The sequence below is a fragment of the Thalassospira sp. genome, from assembly GCF_048059015.1.
Lineage (GTDB): Bacteria > Pseudomonadota > Alphaproteobacteria > Rhodospirillales > Thalassospiraceae > Thalassospira.
The window spans coordinates 91,377-106,135 of the sequence record NZ_JBLLNT010000012.1 but is presented as its reverse complement, the minus strand read 5'-3'; the positions used below and the strand labels follow the sequence as shown (position 1 = coordinate 106,135).

Genomic DNA, 14,759 nt, shown 5'->3' with positions numbered 1-14,759 from the left:
CATTTCCCTGCATCTGGCATGTGTGTTTCGATTTATGCCAGCAGATTAATGCTTGCAAAGGTGGCATTTCCAATGTGAAGTGCGCCTATAGTCATACCGATGTGGCATAACCGATATGGAACTGAACTGGCTTCTTGATTTCGTGGCACTCAGCGAAACGATGAATTTTTCGCGTGCGGCAGAAACACGAAACATCACCCAACCGGCCTTTAGCCGCCGCATCCGCGCGCTTGAAAACTGGGTTGGCGCAGCACTTGTTGAACGCACCACCCATTCGGTTGCACTGACACCATCAGGAAAGCAGTTTCTGGTTCATGCCAAGACGGCATGCCTGTCGCTTGAACAAGCCCGGCGCGAAGCCATTGAACTTGCCAGATCAGATCACGCATCGCTGAACATTGCAGCGACCCACGCTCTGTCCTTTACCTTCATTCCGGAATGGTTGCGTGATCAGACTGCGCACACAACGCTTGGCCCCCTGAACCTTGTATCTGACAGCATGTTGGCCTGTGAAAGCCTGATGCAAAAGGGCGATGCCGATTTCCTGATTGCCCATGCCCATCCAAGCATCAATGGTCACTTGCCCGAAAGTGCGTTTCAAAGCCGGGTGATTGGTCATGATCGACTTATGCCCATGATTGCACCGGACCTTTTGCGCGCACATGACGCATCCGGGAATGCGCCGCCCTATCTTGCCTATAGCGCGGAATCAGGGTTGGGACGCATTGTTGCAAGCCTTAATCAGGGCGCGTCACACCAATCAAGCCAACCGAGTTTTACTTCGCACCTGGCTGCTACCCTGCACTCGATGGTGCGCAGTGGGGCTGGCTATGCCTGGCTTCCTGAAAGTCTTGTGTTGCGTGACATTGACGCTGGCGAACTTGAACGGTTTGCCGATGGCGGCGACGCGATTGATCTTGAAATCCGAATTACCCGCCCACGCCGAAGACTTGGCAAAACAGCCGAAGATCTTTGGGCACATAGCGCATAAAACAAGACCCGATCACATCCATCGACGTGATCGGGTTGATGTTTGCAGCGCGTTGGAAATCAGCCCTGCTTTAGCACGGCCTCGGCCACGGCCTTGCCACAGGTTTCGGTATTGGCACTGCCGCCGAGATCAGCGGTACGGTGCGCTGCCGATGCCAGAACATCTTCGATCGCGCGCAGGATGCCATCATGGGCTTCGGTAAAGCCGAAATGATCCAGCATCATCGCCCCGGACCAGATTTGCCCTATCGGGTTGGCAATGCCTTTGCCTGCGATATCGGGTGCCGAACCGTGAACCGGCTCAAACAGGGACGGGAATTTGCCTTCGGGGTTGATGTTACCCGATGGGGCAATGCCGATGGTGCCGGTACATGCAGGGCCCAGATCAGACAGGATATCGCCAAACAGGTTTGATGCGACAACCACGTCAAAGCGGTCCGGGTTCAGAACGAATTGCGCGGTCAGAATATCGATATGATATTTGTCCCACGTCACATCCGGATAGGCCTTTGCCATTTCAACAACCCGCTCATCCCAATAGGGCATGGTGATTGAAATGCCGTTTGATTTGGTGGCCGAGGTCAGATGTTTGCGCGGACGTTTCTGCGCCAGATCGAACGCATATTTCAAGATACGGTCGACACCGACACGCGACATGACGGTTTCCTGAATGACGATCTCGCGGTCCGTGCCGGGATACATTTTCCCGCCAACCGATGAATATTCGCCTTCGGTATTCTCGCGCACGACATAGAAATCAATATCGCCGGGCTTACGCCCCGCCAATGGTGACGGCACACCGGGCATCAGCTTTGCCGGACGCAGGCTGACATATTGGTCAAAGTCACGACGGAACTGGATCAGGGATCCCCAAAGCGAAATGTGGTCTGGCACCGTATCGGGCCATCCCACCGCACCAAAGAAGATCGCATCATGCCCGCCAACTTGTGCCTTCCAGTCATCAGGCATCATCTGCCCGTGCTTTTGATAATAGTCACACGATGCGAACTCGAACGTATCAAAGGCCAGATCGATGCCATAGACGTCAGCCGCAGCCTTCAGCACGCGAACACCTTCCGGCATGACTTCGGTTCCGATGCCGTCACCGGCGATCACGGCGATCCTGTATTGCTTGTCACCCATTACGGGTTCCTCCCTGATGATCGTACTGCGGTCGATCCCGCAGCCTGTTTGATCCCTGAGATGTAGCAAGATTGATTGAAACCGCCATCGCCTTTTCACTCTATGGAAGAAGTCAGCAGCAATACAGGCTTTGCCAATAGCAGCGTGACCGACCGACAAAAAAAGGGCACCGACAGACCGATACTGACGGTGCCCCAACGGAGGGAAGTTGATTTTGTTATTGGTGTTTGCTCAGATCTTCAAACAAGCGGGCGACGGCTTCGGCACCTGGATCGATGTGACCTTCAAGCTGTTCGGCATTGATGTATGACGCTCTGCCCGCCTTCGCCTTAACGATGGTTGATGTGTGCACAGCACCTGTTCTTGCCGCGTCTGCAGCGGCGGCAATGCCTTTGATTTCAAGAGCATCAAGGGCGGGTTTCAGAGCATCGACCATCGTGCGATCACCCAATTGCGCCCCACCGATCTGCTGCATGCGCTCCAACCCGTCTTTCAGCGACGCAACAATAGCCCGACCGCTGGACGCCGCATCACCGGCAGCGGTAAAGAAGATCGCGAGCAAAACACCGGAAGATCCCCCCATTGTCTGGCTAAGCTCCTGCCCGATCGCGCGCAGAAGCTGTGTGTGATCAGCAAGTGGCAAACGATCCAATGCGCCGATCAATGCTCGTGCGGCACCTGCCAAAGTTGATCCGGTATCGCCATCGCCGGACTTCGCATCAAGCGCATTAAGGTCACCTTCGGCATCAATCAAAACATAACAGCACTGGGTCAGGAACGCCGCCGTTTCACGATGCTCGGACGGGATCGGTTGGATCGGCGTCAGACCGTCAGGCAACTCAACGACATTCACCGCCTTGATCGGGTTACACCCGGGCCAAGCCGCCGGTGCACACGGAGCCGACAACCATGCATGATCTTCCGTACTAAGCGGATAGACCGAAACGGAAAATCCGCGCATATCAAGCGATGTCATCATCGCCGCAGGGCCAACGATGAATTTCAAGTTTTTGGCAATTGATGACTTGATCAGATCATTGGCCAGAATGGACATCTCAAGCACCGATGTTCCGCCGAGATTGTTCAACAAGACGACATGAGGTTTGTTTTCCATCACAGCGGCAAGTTTGGCAGTAACTGCCGCCATTGCCTGTTCGGCATTGTGATAATCAATCTGTTGCACACCGGCTTCACCGTGAATGCCAAGGCCTAGTTCAGCCTTGCCCTCGCCAATGCGGTTTTCCTTGGGGGAGCCAGGAACCGTACAGGTATCAAGCGACATCCCGATCGATTTGGTACCCGCAATCACGCGTTCGGCCGCCGCAGTCACATCATCAAGTGTCGCTCCACTTTCGGCCATGGCACCGGCGATCTTGTGCACGAACAATGTCCCTGCCACACCGCGCGGCTGCGGCAGATCAGGAAGGGCGATGTCATCATCAACAATGACGATATTGACCTTCAAACCAAAGGCACGCGCACGTTCCGCAGCAAGCCCGAAATTCAGCCGATCACCGGTATAGTTTTTTACAATCAGCAAACATCCCGCCGGTCCGGTCACCGACAAAATCCCTGCCAGCACCGCGTCAACCGAGGGTGAAGCAAACACATCGCCACAAACAGCAGCTGTTAACATGCCCGCGCCGACAAATCCCGCATGGGCTGGCTCATGACCAGAACCGCCCCCCGAAACCAGTGCCACCTTGGACTTGTCCCAGTCATTGCGTACCACCACCCGGATATGCGGATAGCCATCAATACGGGCCAACCGGCCGCCTGATGCCTTGATCACGCCGTCGATGGCCTCGGTTACGGTTGCGTCTTTGTTATTTATGAATTGGGCCATAGTGATCTCCTTTACGCCACCCGGGCGCCATCAGCGCCGAAGTAAAATGGTTTTTCAGGGCGGATTTTTACAATATCGCCCGTTTTTAACGTCGTATGGGCGGTCGTTACCGTGATGATGTCATGTGATTTAAAGGTCAGATGCAGGCGCGTCTGATCGCCAAGATGCTCGACGCGCTGAACAAAGCTGTCTTCGCCCTCGCCCTGAATGATCTGTTCAGGACGAAGACCGATCTGTTTCGCGCCACTGGGCGCACCCGCAAACACATCTGCAGGCAGAACATTGATCCTTGGCTGCCCAAGTCTGCTTGCGGCATAGATACTTACCGGGTCTTCGTAAATCTCGCGCGGCGGACCAAATTGCACCAGACGCCCCTTATCAAGCACACCGACATGGGTCGCCATGGTCATGGCTTCGATCTGATCATGGGTGACGTACAGAAGTGTCGCGCCGGAATCTGCCTGAATGGACTTCAGTTCCACTCGAAGGTCAGCCCGCAATTTCGCATCCAGAGAACTGAGCGGCTCGTCCATCAGATAGACCGATGGATTTCGCACCAGTGCCCTGCCAATTGACACGCGCTGCATTTCCCCACCTGAAAGCTCGGTCGCCTTGTTCCCTAGCTTGTGAGAAATCTGCAGGATTTCAGCGATTTCATTGACTTTGGCATTAATCTGATCCTGCGGTGTTTTGAGGATTGGCGACTTCAACGGGAATTCAAGGTTTTCGCGCACCGTCATATGCGGATAGAGCGAATATTGCTGAAACACCATCGCGACATTGCGTTGGGCAGGTGTCAGTTCCGCCATATCCCGGCCCCCTATCAGGATGCGACCTGCATCTGGCGTATCAAGGCCCGAGACCATGCGCAATGTCGTAGTTTTACCAGCACCGGTCGGCCCAAGAAGCACAACAAACGAGCCATTGGGTATCGTCATTGTTACGTTATCGAGCGCCACATCTGACCCGAAACGCTTGGTCACCCCCAGCAAGCTAACTTCAGCCATGTTTTAGCACTCCTTCGTTGGCTTCCGATCGCAGGGCACGCCCGCGTTCCGCGTCGAACAGGGTGATGGTGCGCGGATCAAACCGCAGACCAACTGTTTCGCCCGTATTGACGACATCCTGGCTGGCAACCCTGGCCTTCAAGTGACCATTGGGCGTCTCAAAGGTGATGATTTGTGTGGTTCCGAGATATTCCGTTGCAATGACGCGCCCGCGATAGGGTGCACTGTCATCAAGCTGAACGTGTTCTGGCCGAATGCCGAAGGTCAGCTTACCGTTTGCACCTTCGCGGCTGGTGGGTACTGCCATTGGCACATCGTTCAGCTTCACCTCGGCCCCGCCCGTTCCGATCATGCCGTCGAAATCAAGAAAGTTCATGGGCGGTGACCCGATGAACTGGGCAACAAATTTGGTGGCTGGCCAGTCATAGATATCCTGGGGAACACCAAACTGTTCGACCACGCCATGATTCATGACGACAATCTTGTCGCCCATCTGCATGGCTTCGAGCTGATCATGGGTGACATAGACCGTGGTTGCGCCCATGCGGTCATGCAGTGCGCGCAGTTCTTCGGACATATGTTCGCGAAACTCCGCATCAAGCGCGCCCAGCGGTTCATCCATGAAGAACGCCTTGGGATCACGGACAATTGCGCGACCTAAGGCAACCCTTTGTCTATCTCCACCCGACAAACCACCGACCGGGCGATCCAGTATGTCGGTGATCCCGAGAATTTCTGCGACTTCAGTGACCTTTTGTTTTATTGCAGGTGCCTTCATGCCCTGACTTTTAAGCGGATAGCTGATATTGCCGCGAACATTCATATGCGGGTACAGCGCAAACATCTGAAACACAAAGGCAATATCGCGCTGACTGGCAGGCTTTTGCCCGACTTCCTCACCATCAATATAGATCTGACCACTTGTCGGCAGCTCAAGCCCGGCCATCATGCGAAGCGTGGTGGTCTTCCCGCAGCCAGACGGGCCGAGCAGCATGAAGAATTCGCCATCCTCTATGGTAAAGCTTGACGACTGGACCGCCGTAAACGCCCCGAAATCCTTGCGCACGTTTTCAATTCTTATCTGTGCCATGGTTTACTCCGGGAAGTGGCTGACAACGATAAACATGATCGTCCCGGTCAGCGTGATGATGAAGGAATAGGAATACAGCGTGATTGCAACCGGCTGCATCAGCATGATCACCCCAAGTGCAATCAAAACAGACGCCACCATTTCCCATGGCCCGCGGCGCAATCGAAGAAGTCTGTTGATGAAATCGCTCATTTGCGCACCGCTCCGAAGGTGATCCCGCGCAGCAGATGCTTGCGCAACAGAATGGTGAAGACCATGACCGGCACAAGGAAGATGGTTGCCCCGGCGGCCACAGCCGGCCAGTCCTTGCCACCAACGCCAATGATGGTCGGGATGAAAGGCGGTGCGGTTTGCGCGGTGCCTGATGTCAGCAACACGGCAAAGGCATATTCATTCCAAGCAAAGATCAGACAGAAAATCGCGGTTGATGCGATACCGGTTGCCGCCTGTGGCAGCACCACCTTGTAGAAGGCCTGAAAACGGGTATAGCCATCAATCAGGGCCGCTTCTTCATATTCGATCGGTATTTCATCAATGAATCCCTTGAGCAACCAGACCGACAGCGACAGGTTAACCCCGGTATAAAGCAGGATCATGCCGAGATGGGTGTCGTTCAGACCCAGATTTCGGAACATCAAAAAGATTGGAATAGCCACGGCAATCGGCGGCATCATGCGCGTCGACAGGATAAAGAACAGCAAATCATCCTTGAGTGGCACACGAAAACGGCTAAAGGCATAGGCCGCCGCAGTTCCAAGGATCATGCAAAGTGCTGTCGAGCCAAACCCGATAATCACTGAATTCAGGAACCGCTCGCCATAACGGGACGGACCGCTGATGATTGTGCCCTGATCACGGACGATTTTTTCATACCAGCTGGTCGGCTCGCCAGCAGCTTCAAGCATATCAGGTGTTGCTCGGGTACGTTCGGTAAACAGGTTCACATAACCTTCCATTGATGGTTCGAAGACCACCTTTGGCGGATAGGCAATTGAATCTGCAGGGGATTTGAAACCGGTCGCGATGATCCACAGCAAGGGCGCTATGGTGATCAATGCGTAGCCAATAACAAGGATCCCCGCAAACCATTTGGTTCCCTTGTTCGGTTCTGTAACAGAAAAACTCATCTTTCTTTTACCTTGTTCAGCGCCTTGACATAGATCGATGCCAAACCAAACACCGTGACAAACAAGATGACCGCATAGGCCGACGAATAGCCGGTCCGCCATTTTTCAAAGGCTTCACGTTTCAGATCGATGGATGTCAGCGTGGTGGTGTTTCCCGGTCCACCGCCTGTCAGTTGGACGACAAGGTCGAACATCTTGAAGTTCTCGATCCCGCGGAACAAAACGGCCAGCATCAGGAACGGCAAGACCATCGGAACGGTAATTGTCCAGAACTGCCGCCACTTGGAGGCGCGGTCACATTCAGCAGCCTCATAGATGCTGTTGGGGATGGATCGTAGACCCGCCAGACAGATCAACATCACAAATGGCGTCCACATCCAGGTGTCGGCAATGATGATTGCCCAAGGTGCCAGATGAACATCGCCAATCATGGAAAAGCTTGCCGGATCTGCGCCGGTAAAGAAGGCGACAACATAGTTAAACAGGCCAATTTGCGGCTGATAAAGAAATGTCCAGAAATTGCCGACGACGGCGGGCGACAACATCATCGGGAAGACGATGATCGTCGTCCAAAGGTCATTGCCACGAAATTTCTTGTTGATCAGAAAGGCCAGCATAAAGCCGATCAGGACCTGTAATATGATGGTCCAGATCAGGAAATGCGCCGTTGCCTGCATGGTATTCCAGATATCGCCATCGGTCAGAATGCGCTCATAATTGCGCAACCCCACCCATTCGACATCGCGGTTCGGACGGTTGACGCGGCTATTGGTAAAGCTCAGCCACACCGTCCAGATCAGTGGAAAGATATTGATCGCCAAAAGCAGGAAAATCGTTGGAGCAACGAATATCCAGGCAATTGCCCGGTCCGACAGGCCGCGAATGTGCTGCGCCACACTGTCAGGCGTTACCTTGGCGATCTTTTCGATCGGAATGTTGTTCATTATGGATGCCCTTAGCCGTGCGACTGACGTCGCGCGGTCTCTCGTTGGTCAGGTAGGAGGTCCCGGCACACACTTGCCGTCCCGGGACCGATCCAGAGCCAGTTGCGTCGAGGTACCTTGACCTAGAGCTTGCCTTCGTCTTCAAAGACTTCGGTCCAGTCCTTGACCAGACCATCAAGCGCTTCCTGTGCGGTGCCATCACCGGCAACGACATAGTTGTGGATGCGCTCTTGCATTGACAAAAGCAAATCGGCATATGCCGGTTCCGCCCAGAAATCCTTCACGATCGCCATGCTATCAAGGAAGGTTTGGGCATAGGGCTGACTGCTGGCAAAGCCGGGATCTTCGACCACCGCACGCATCGCCGAATAACCGCCAAGCTCCCACCAGCGGGCCTGAATTTCAGGCTGGGAGAACCATTTGATGTATTCCAGTGCGGCGGCCTGCTTGTTGGAATAGGACACAACGGAAATCCCCTGACCACCAAGCTGGGCGAACTGTCCGGCAGGGCCTGCCGGATTGGGGAAATAACCGGATTTGCCGCCACCGACATTCGGATCGGCTTCGACACCTGGCCAGATAAAGGCAAAGTTCATCTGAAGCGCAACCTGACCGGATTTATAGGCGTCGATATCTTCGCTCATATACCAGTTTGAGGAACCCGGTGGGGTCGCGGTGTCATAAAGCTCCTTATAGAACTCAAGACCGGCAACAGCACCGTTTGAGTTGACGAACCCGTCAAGATCATACGGCTGATTTGGGTTTTCATACTGGAAGCCATAGTTATACAGCGCGTTGGTCACCCCCATCGTGATCCCCTCGGAACCACGTTCGGTATAGATTGCCGCGCCATAAACGGTGGTTCCGTCAATTTCGCGCCCTTGGAAGAACTGCGCAATGTCCTTGAGCTCTTCAAGGGTTGCCGGCGGGGCGATATCACGCCCGTATTTTGCTTTGAATTCTTCCTTGATTTCCGGGCGCTCAAACCAGTCTTTGCGGTAGGTCCAGCCCACCACATCCCCAAAGGCCGGCAGCGCATAATAGTTTGGCGTGTTCTTTGGCCACTCGGCATAACCAGTCACGGTTGCCGGGATAAAGTCGGCCATATCGATATTGTTGGCATCGAAAAAGTCGTTGAGCTTCACATAGTGGCCGTTCTCCGCACCGCCACCAATCCACTGGCTGTCCCCGATCATCAGATCACAAAGCTGACCGCCGGAATTCAGTTCATTAAGCATGCGGTCCGCAAAAGATGTCCAGGGCACAAACTCGAAGCTCATGCTGTGACCACTTTTGGCTTCGAAGTCTTTCGACAGCTCTACCAGGGCATTTGCCGGATCCCAAGCGGCCCAGCAAAGAGTTAAATCTTCTGCGGATGCGGCTGCCGGAAGCGTACCGGCAACGATGGCCGACGCGATTACCGTCTTAAAGTGCATTGATTTCATTTTGTTTTTCCTCCCATTGGAATAGCGCGGCTTCCCAGCCACTGACAAACTTCTACCACAGGTTTTTGAGGTACGCACCTCAAAAACGTCTTTTTTTGAGTTACGCACCTCAAATTTCTTGCAGAGACGCGCCCGATGGTTGAGGGTAAGATAATAAAAACCGAGCGATTCAGGCCCCAAAAGACAAATGCGACCAACAACAAAAGACCTCGCCAAAGCAGCCGGCGTCAGCCTTGCCACAATCGATCGTGTCCTTAACGGGCGGTCCGGTGTTCGCCAGAAAACAGTGGATGCGGTAAACGAAGCGATTGAACGCATCGGATTCGAACGCAATCAGGTCGCCGCAACTCTGGCACGCCAGAAAGGCTATCGCTTCGGGTTTGTCCTACCGCGCTCAGGCGACGAATTTCTTGATGTGATCAAAAAGCACATCGCTGAATTCGATCACGCTAGCCGCGCTGAAATGATCCAGACCAAGATCGTGCGAATTGATGAACATGATCCGCATCGTGCGGCAAAAACCCTGTCGCGACTTTCGGCCGATGATTATGACGGCATTGCCATCATGGCCCCGGAAACGCCGCAGATCCGTGACGCTCTCCACCGCATGCGTGAGCGCGGCATACAGACAGTGGCCTTCATTTCCAACCAGCAGGAAGAAGATAATCAGTCCTTTGTCGGCATCGATAACGTTGCTGCCGGTGCAACTGCCGGGCGCTTGATGGCCCGCTTTCTTGGCAAGACAAGCGGATCAATACTGGTTCTGGCTGAAACTATGCAATCACGCGACAGCCTTGAACGCCGGCTTGGTTTTGATCGCATCATTGGCTCTACCAGCCCGCAGCTCCATGCATTGCCGACATTGGAGACGCATGGTTATCCGGAACGAACGCATTTGGTCCTGACCAACGCGTTCGCCGCGCATGACGATATTGTCGGGCTCTATATCATGGGGTCAGAAGCACGCGTCGCCATCGATTTTGCTCAGGAACTTCATGGCGACGAAAAGCTCATCACGATTGCCCATGAACGCACGCCATCCACAGAACAGGCCTTGCGTGACTGCACGCTTGACGCCCTGATCAATCAGGATCCCGGCCACATTGTGCGAAGTGCGGTACGCACCCTGCGCGCCAAATGCGAAAACCGCGAAACACTTGCGTCCCAGGAACGTATCCGGATCGAAATCCTGCTTGCCGAGAACCTCTAGGCCACTGCCTGTCTAAACTGGCGTCTTTTCACACCCAGAAAGAAAAAAGGGCGCTGATCCAAAAACCAGCGCCCTTCTTTAAACCTTTATTCCGCTGCGAATTCCCGGCATCCGGTGCGTAGCAGGTCAATCACGTGCAATGCAAAGGATCGCCACAGATCAACGCGGAAGCTTTGATCCGCATCGCGCCAGATCACAACCGTCGCACCATCAAGGATCGTGCGGCAACCGCCACCGACCGGGATGGTGTCGATATCGCGCGGGCAGCCGGTGGTCAGAAGTTCGGCTGCGCGTTCGCCTTCGATCCGCACCGTGACTTCACGGGCAGAGACCTCGGTCAGGCTGTGCGTCGCACTGCCATAAACCTCGGCACAGGCAGTAGTCAAAGCCGCAACATCATCAAGCTTGGTCACAATAAGCCACTCATCCGGGCCCAAGCAGATCACTTCGCGCGATCCATTGGCGGATCGCTTGCCCATTTCGGTCGGAAGGTCCGCACCGATGACTTTGGCAAGGGTCGGGATGTTTTTCTCACGCAGGCGGAGCGAGAGCCGTGCAACCGGTTCCAGCAGGGTCAATTTGACCGGGCCCTGCGCAACAATCGGACCTGGCGTAAAGGTGTGTGTAAGTACCGTCATTGTCTTTCCCCCTGCCTAGAGCTTCAACCGTGCGCCTTCGGGATCGTAAAATACGGTCCCGGTGACGGTGGCCTTAACCACGCGATCAGGCATCGGAATGTAAATGGTTTCACCCATACGATTGAAACCGTCCTCAAGAAGCGCCATCGCAATCGGGCGGCCTGCGGCATCGCTGTGATAGCTTGATGTCACATGGCCCACCATCTTCATCGGCTTGGGCTGGTTCGGATCAAGAACGATCTGCGCACCTTCTTCAAGCTTGGTTTTGCCATCTTCGGTCAGAAGACCAATCAGATGTTTGCGCCCCTCGGCCACAAGGTCAGGACGTGCCATACCGCGCTTGCCAACAAAGTCCGGCTTCATCTTGCCAATCGCCCAGCCAAGACCGGCATCAATCGGGGTCACGGTACCATCGGTATCCTGCCCAACAATGATGTAGCCCTTCTCGGCACGAAGGACGTGCATGGTTTCCGTACCATAGGCGCAGATGTCGTATTTCTGACCTGCTTCCCACAGCATTTCCCAAAGCGCACGACCGGCATGGGCCGGAACGTTGACTTCAAAGCCAACCTCACCGGTAAAGCTGATGCGAAACAGTCGTGCTTCAAAGCCACCCACCCGGCATTCGGCAACCGACATATGCGGGAAGGACTCATCGGACATATCCAGACCTTCAACAAACGGCTCAAGCAGCTTGCGGGCATTCGGCCCGTTAAGTGCAATCGTCGCCCACTGTTCAGTGGTCGAGGTCAGCCAGACATCAAGATCAGGCCACTCGGTCTGAAGGTAATCTTCCATCATGTTCAGAACGCGTGCCGCCCCACCGGTCGTGGTGGTGACATGGAAACGATCATCAGACATACGACCAATGACACCGTCATCGCGGATGAAACCATCATCGCCCAGTAACAGACCATACCGCGCACGCCCCGGCGCAAGTTTGGTCCAGGGGTTGGTGTACATGCGGTTCATGAATTCAACCGCATCGGGACCAACAACCTCGATCTTGCCAAGGGTTGACGCATCAAAAATGCCAACACTTGCACGCGTTGCACGGCATTCGCGCGAAACGGCTGCATGCATGTCTTCACCAGCTTTCGGGAAGTACCAAGCGCGACGCCACAGACTGACCGGTTCGAACGCTGCGCCATTTTCTTCGGCCCAGCTATCAATCGGGGTTTTGCGGGTCAGTTCAAAGTGGCTGCCTTTGTGATAACCACAGAACGCACCAAAGGTCGTCGGCGTATAGGGCGGACGGAACGTCGTCAGGCCAACTTTTGGCTGCGGAACGCCAAGCGCGTCCGAAGCAATGTTAAGCCCGTTAATGTTTGACATCTTGCCCTGATCAGTCGCCATGCCATTCGTGGTATAGCGTTTGACATGTTCGATCGAACGCATGCCTTCACGGACCGCAAGACGAAGATCCTTGGCAGTCACATCGTTCTGGAAATCGACAAAGGCACGCGCCTTGCCTGCATCCAGATCGGTCGGCAGTTCCTTGTGGCTGACACCCGTACCCGGGCGGTCATTGGCCACTGCAAAGCTTGCGGCCTTGCCATCCTTGCCAATGCTTTTGGCGGCAGCAGCCCCCATTTCGGCCCCATCATTGAGAACCGCCTGAATGCCCCAAAGACCACGACCGGCACCTGCGATTTCGCATTCTTCGGCCTTGTGATCTGGCAAGAAGGTCTGGCGTTCTTCGTCCCACTTAAGCGTTCCCTTGGTGTGCGAGAACAAGTGAAGCGACGGCGTCCAGCCACCCGACATCAGAAGGCAATCACAGCCGATGTTTTCGGCTGCACCGACCGTATCCCCCTTAACCGGGTTCACGCGGACCGATTTGACACGAAGGCGACCTTCGGTCCCGGTGACAGTGTGACCAGACATGATGCGAATTCCGCGTGCCGTTGCCTGTTTCACCAGATCGGCATTCGGCTCAGAACGGGTATCAACGATTGCGGCAATCGTGGTTCCGGCATCGGCCAGATCGAAGGCCGCATACCATGCGCTGTCGTGGCTGGTGACGACAACCGCCTTGTCACCAACACGAACGCCATAACGGTTCAGATAGGTCTGCGCAGAACCGGCAAGCATCACGCCCGGACGGTCGTTGCCATCAAACACCAGCGGCTTTTCAAGTGCACCTTGCGCCAGAACAACCTGCTTCGCGCGGACACGCCACATGCGTTCACGCGGGGTTTCGTCATCAAGCACGGCGAGATGATCGGTCAGCTTTTCACAAAGACCAACCATGTTCTGGTGGTAATAGCCAATCGCGGTCGTGCGCGTCATGACCTTTACGCCAAGCTCTTTAAGCTCGGCCACGGTCTTGGCAACCCAATCCCACGCCGGAACGCCTTCGATCTCGGCATTTGGTTCAGACAGCAGCGAACCACCAGCTTCGGGGTTTTCGTCGACAAGGGTAACGCGGGAACCTGCGCGGGCCGCTGACAGGGATGCAGCAAGCCCGGCAGGCCCAGCACCGATGATCAGAACATCGGTATGGAGATAGCGCGACGCATAATGGTCCGGATCGCTTTCGGTCGGCGAAACGCCAAGACCGGCAGCAGAACGGATGAACGGCTCATAAACCTTGTCCCAGAAGGACTTCGGCCACATGAAGGTCTTGTAGTAGAAGCCCGCTGAAAACAGCATATAGGCCTTGTCATTCACCGCACCGATGTCAAAGGACAGGCTCGGATAACGGTTCTGACTGTTGACCTCCAGACCATTCCAGATTTCCTGAACGGTCGCACGGGTATTCGGCTCAAACCGGCCCGGGCCACGGCGCGTACCGACCAATGCGTTCGGTTCTTCCGAACCGGCGGTCACGGCACCACGCGGGCGGTGATACTTGAACGAACGACCCATAAGGTGGATGCCGTTGGCCAAAAGAGCCGATGCAACGGTGTCGCCCTTAAAGCCTTTGATCTTTTTGCCATCAAAGGTGAACTGGATCGGCTGGCTGTGATCGACGCGACCACCCCCGGAAACGCGGAAGCTGCTCATTTCGATTTCTCCAGGAGTTTGGCCAGATCAGGACGCGGCTCGCCAGCCTTGTAAGTAATCACAAAGCGATCGCTTACTGTGTCACGCACGGCGTTGAAATATCGACCGCAACCGTGGAAATGGCGCCAGCGTTCGAAATGCGGGCCTTTCACGTTGGTGCGGATGAACAGGAAGTCGCGCCATTCCTCGTCGCTGACCGAAGACGGATCAAGCGGACGGGCAATGTGGGCTTCGCCGGCATAGGTAAATTCCATTTCCGGCAGGGTCTGATTGCAATATGGGCAATGGATCAGAAGCATGTCCGGGTCTC

General features: G+C 54.9%; 13 protein-coding genes. 2 read left to right on the top strand and 11 right to left on the bottom strand.

What is annotated here, in order from left to right; genetic code table 11:
• Positions 1–115: 115 nt before the first annotated feature.
• Positions 116–991 (top strand): LysR family transcriptional regulator, encoded by an 876-nt coding sequence (locus ACMZ66_RS16115; protein ID WP_416938624.1) that lies wholly within the window; start codon positions 116–118, stop codon positions 989–991.
• 59 nt (positions 992–1,050) lie between these two features.
• Here the strand turns inward: ACMZ66_RS16115 and ACMZ66_RS16110 are convergent, their stop codons facing one another.
• The 8 genes from ACMZ66_RS16110 to ACMZ66_RS16075 form a co-directional block, all read right to left on the bottom strand.
• Positions 1,051–2,133, bottom strand: coding sequence for a tartrate dehydrogenase (locus ACMZ66_RS16110; RefSeq protein WP_416938622.1), 1,083 nt, complete (start codon positions 2,131–2,133; stop codon positions 1,051–1,053).
• A 217-nt stretch (positions 2,134–2,350) separates the two neighbouring features.
• Positions 2,351–3,979, bottom strand: coding sequence for a dihydroxyacetone kinase subunit DhaK (locus ACMZ66_RS16105; RefSeq protein WP_416938621.1), 1,629 nt, complete (start codon positions 3,977–3,979; stop codon positions 2,351–2,353).
• An 11-nt stretch (positions 3,980–3,990) separates the two neighbouring features.
• On the bottom strand, positions 3,991–4,986 hold the full coding sequence (locus tag ACMZ66_RS16100) for an ABC transporter ATP-binding protein (RefSeq protein WP_416938619.1): 996 nt from the start codon (positions 4,984–4,986) through the stop codon (positions 3,991–3,993).
• Positions 4,979–6,076 carry an ABC transporter ATP-binding protein gene (locus tag ACMZ66_RS16095; protein ID WP_416938617.1) on the bottom strand — a complete coding sequence of 366 codons (1,098 nt, stop codon included), beginning with the start codon at positions 6,074–6,076 and terminating at the stop codon, positions 4,979–4,981. The genes ACMZ66_RS16100 and ACMZ66_RS16095 overlap by 8 nt, the downstream gene beginning before the upstream one ends.
• A gap of 3 nt (positions 6,077–6,079) precedes the next feature.
• A complete protein-coding gene (locus ACMZ66_RS16090) occupies positions 6,080–6,268 on the bottom strand; it encodes a hypothetical protein (RefSeq protein ID WP_416938615.1) in 189 nt (62 codons plus the stop codon).
• Positions 6,265–7,203: a carbohydrate ABC transporter permease gene (locus ACMZ66_RS16085; protein WP_416938614.1), complete on the bottom strand. Its 939-nt coding sequence runs from the start codon at positions 7,201–7,203 to the stop codon at positions 6,265–6,267. The genes ACMZ66_RS16090 and ACMZ66_RS16085 overlap by 4 nt, the downstream gene beginning before the upstream one ends.
• On the bottom strand, positions 7,200–8,147 hold the full coding sequence (locus ACMZ66_RS16080; RefSeq protein WP_416938612.1) for a carbohydrate ABC transporter permease: 948 nt from the start codon (positions 8,145–8,147) through the stop codon (positions 7,200–7,202). The genes ACMZ66_RS16085 and ACMZ66_RS16080 overlap by 4 nt, the downstream gene beginning before the upstream one ends.
• Positions 8,148–8,269: 122 nt before the next feature.
• Positions 8,270–9,592 carry an ABC transporter substrate-binding protein gene (locus ACMZ66_RS16075; protein ID WP_416938610.1) on the bottom strand — a complete coding sequence of 441 codons (1,323 nt, stop codon included), beginning with the start codon at positions 9,590–9,592 and terminating at the stop codon, positions 8,270–8,272.
• A gap of 187 nt (positions 9,593–9,779) precedes the next feature.
• On the opposite strand from ACMZ66_RS16075, the gene ACMZ66_RS16070 reads away from it, so the two are divergent.
• Positions 9,780–10,802, top strand: coding sequence for a LacI family DNA-binding transcriptional regulator (locus tag ACMZ66_RS16070; protein WP_416938609.1), 1,023 nt, complete (start codon positions 9,780–9,782; stop codon positions 10,800–10,802).
• A gap of 86 nt (positions 10,803–10,888) precedes the next feature.
• Here the strand turns inward: ACMZ66_RS16070 and ACMZ66_RS16065 are convergent, their stop codons facing one another.
• The 3 genes from ACMZ66_RS16065 to ACMZ66_RS16055 are packed head-to-tail and all read right to left on the bottom strand — an operon-like array spanning position 10,889 to position 14,748.
• Positions 10,889–11,440: a sarcosine oxidase subunit gamma gene (locus tag ACMZ66_RS16065; RefSeq protein WP_416938607.1), complete on the bottom strand. Its 552-nt coding sequence runs from the start codon at positions 11,438–11,440 to the stop codon at positions 10,889–10,891.
• Positions 11,441–11,455: 15 nt separating this feature from the next.
• Positions 11,456–14,449, bottom strand: coding sequence for a sarcosine oxidase subunit alpha (locus ACMZ66_RS16060; protein WP_416938605.1), 2,994 nt, complete (start codon positions 14,447–14,449; stop codon positions 11,456–11,458).
• Complete coding sequence (locus ACMZ66_RS16055) at positions 14,446–14,748, bottom strand: sarcosine oxidase subunit delta (protein ID WP_416938603.1); 303 nt, start codon at positions 14,746–14,748, stop codon at positions 14,446–14,448. The genes ACMZ66_RS16060 and ACMZ66_RS16055 overlap by 4 nt, the downstream gene beginning before the upstream one ends.
• Positions 14,749–14,759 lie beyond the last annotated feature (11 nt).

Excerpts from the sequence above, each read along its gene's own strand:
- ACMZ66_RS16095 (WP_416938617.1), bottom strand. The coding sequence starts at position 6,076 with ATGGCACAGATAAGAATTGAAAACGTGCGCAAGGATTTCGGGGCGTTT.
- ACMZ66_RS16110 (WP_416938622.1), bottom strand. The coding sequence starts at position 2,133 with ATGGGTGACAAGCAATACAGGATCGCCGTGATCGCCGGTGACGGCATC.
- ACMZ66_RS16080 (WP_416938612.1), bottom strand. The coding sequence starts at position 8,147 with ATGAACAACATTCCGATCGAAAAGATCGCCAAGGTAACGCCTGACAGT.
- ACMZ66_RS16115 (WP_416938624.1), top strand. The coding sequence starts at position 116 with ATGGAACTGAACTGGCTTCTTGATTTCGTGGCACTCAGCGAAACGATG.
- ACMZ66_RS16055 (WP_416938603.1), bottom strand. The coding sequence starts at position 14,748 with ATGCTTCTGATCCATTGCCCATATTGCAATCAGACCCTGCCGGAAATG.
- ACMZ66_RS16075 (WP_416938610.1), bottom strand. The coding sequence starts at position 9,592 with ATGAAATCAATGCACTTTAAGACGGTAATCGCGTCGGCCATCGTTGCC.
- ACMZ66_RS16100 (WP_416938619.1), bottom strand. The coding sequence starts at position 4,986 with ATGGCTGAAGTTAGCTTGCTGGGGGTGACCAAGCGTTTCGGGTCAGAT.
- ACMZ66_RS16105 (WP_416938621.1), bottom strand. The coding sequence starts at position 3,979 with ATGGCCCAATTCATAAATAACAAAGACGCAACCGTAACCGAGGCCATC.
- ACMZ66_RS16070 (WP_416938609.1), top strand. The coding sequence starts at position 9,780 with ATGCGACCAACAACAAAAGACCTCGCCAAAGCAGCCGGCGTCAGCCTT.
- ACMZ66_RS16060 (WP_416938605.1), bottom strand. The coding sequence starts at position 14,449 with ATGAGCAGCTTCCGCGTTTCCGGGGGTGGTCGCGTCGATCACAGCCAG.
- ACMZ66_RS16065 (WP_416938607.1), bottom strand. The coding sequence starts at position 11,440 with ATGACGGTACTTACACACACCTTTACGCCAGGTCCGATTGTTGCGCAG.
- ACMZ66_RS16090 (WP_416938615.1), bottom strand. The coding sequence starts at position 6,268 with ATGAGCGATTTCATCAACAGACTTCTTCGATTGCGCCGCGGGCCATGG.
- ACMZ66_RS16085 (WP_416938614.1), bottom strand. The coding sequence starts at position 7,203 with ATGAGTTTTTCTGTTACAGAACCGAACAAGGGAACCAAATGGTTTGCG.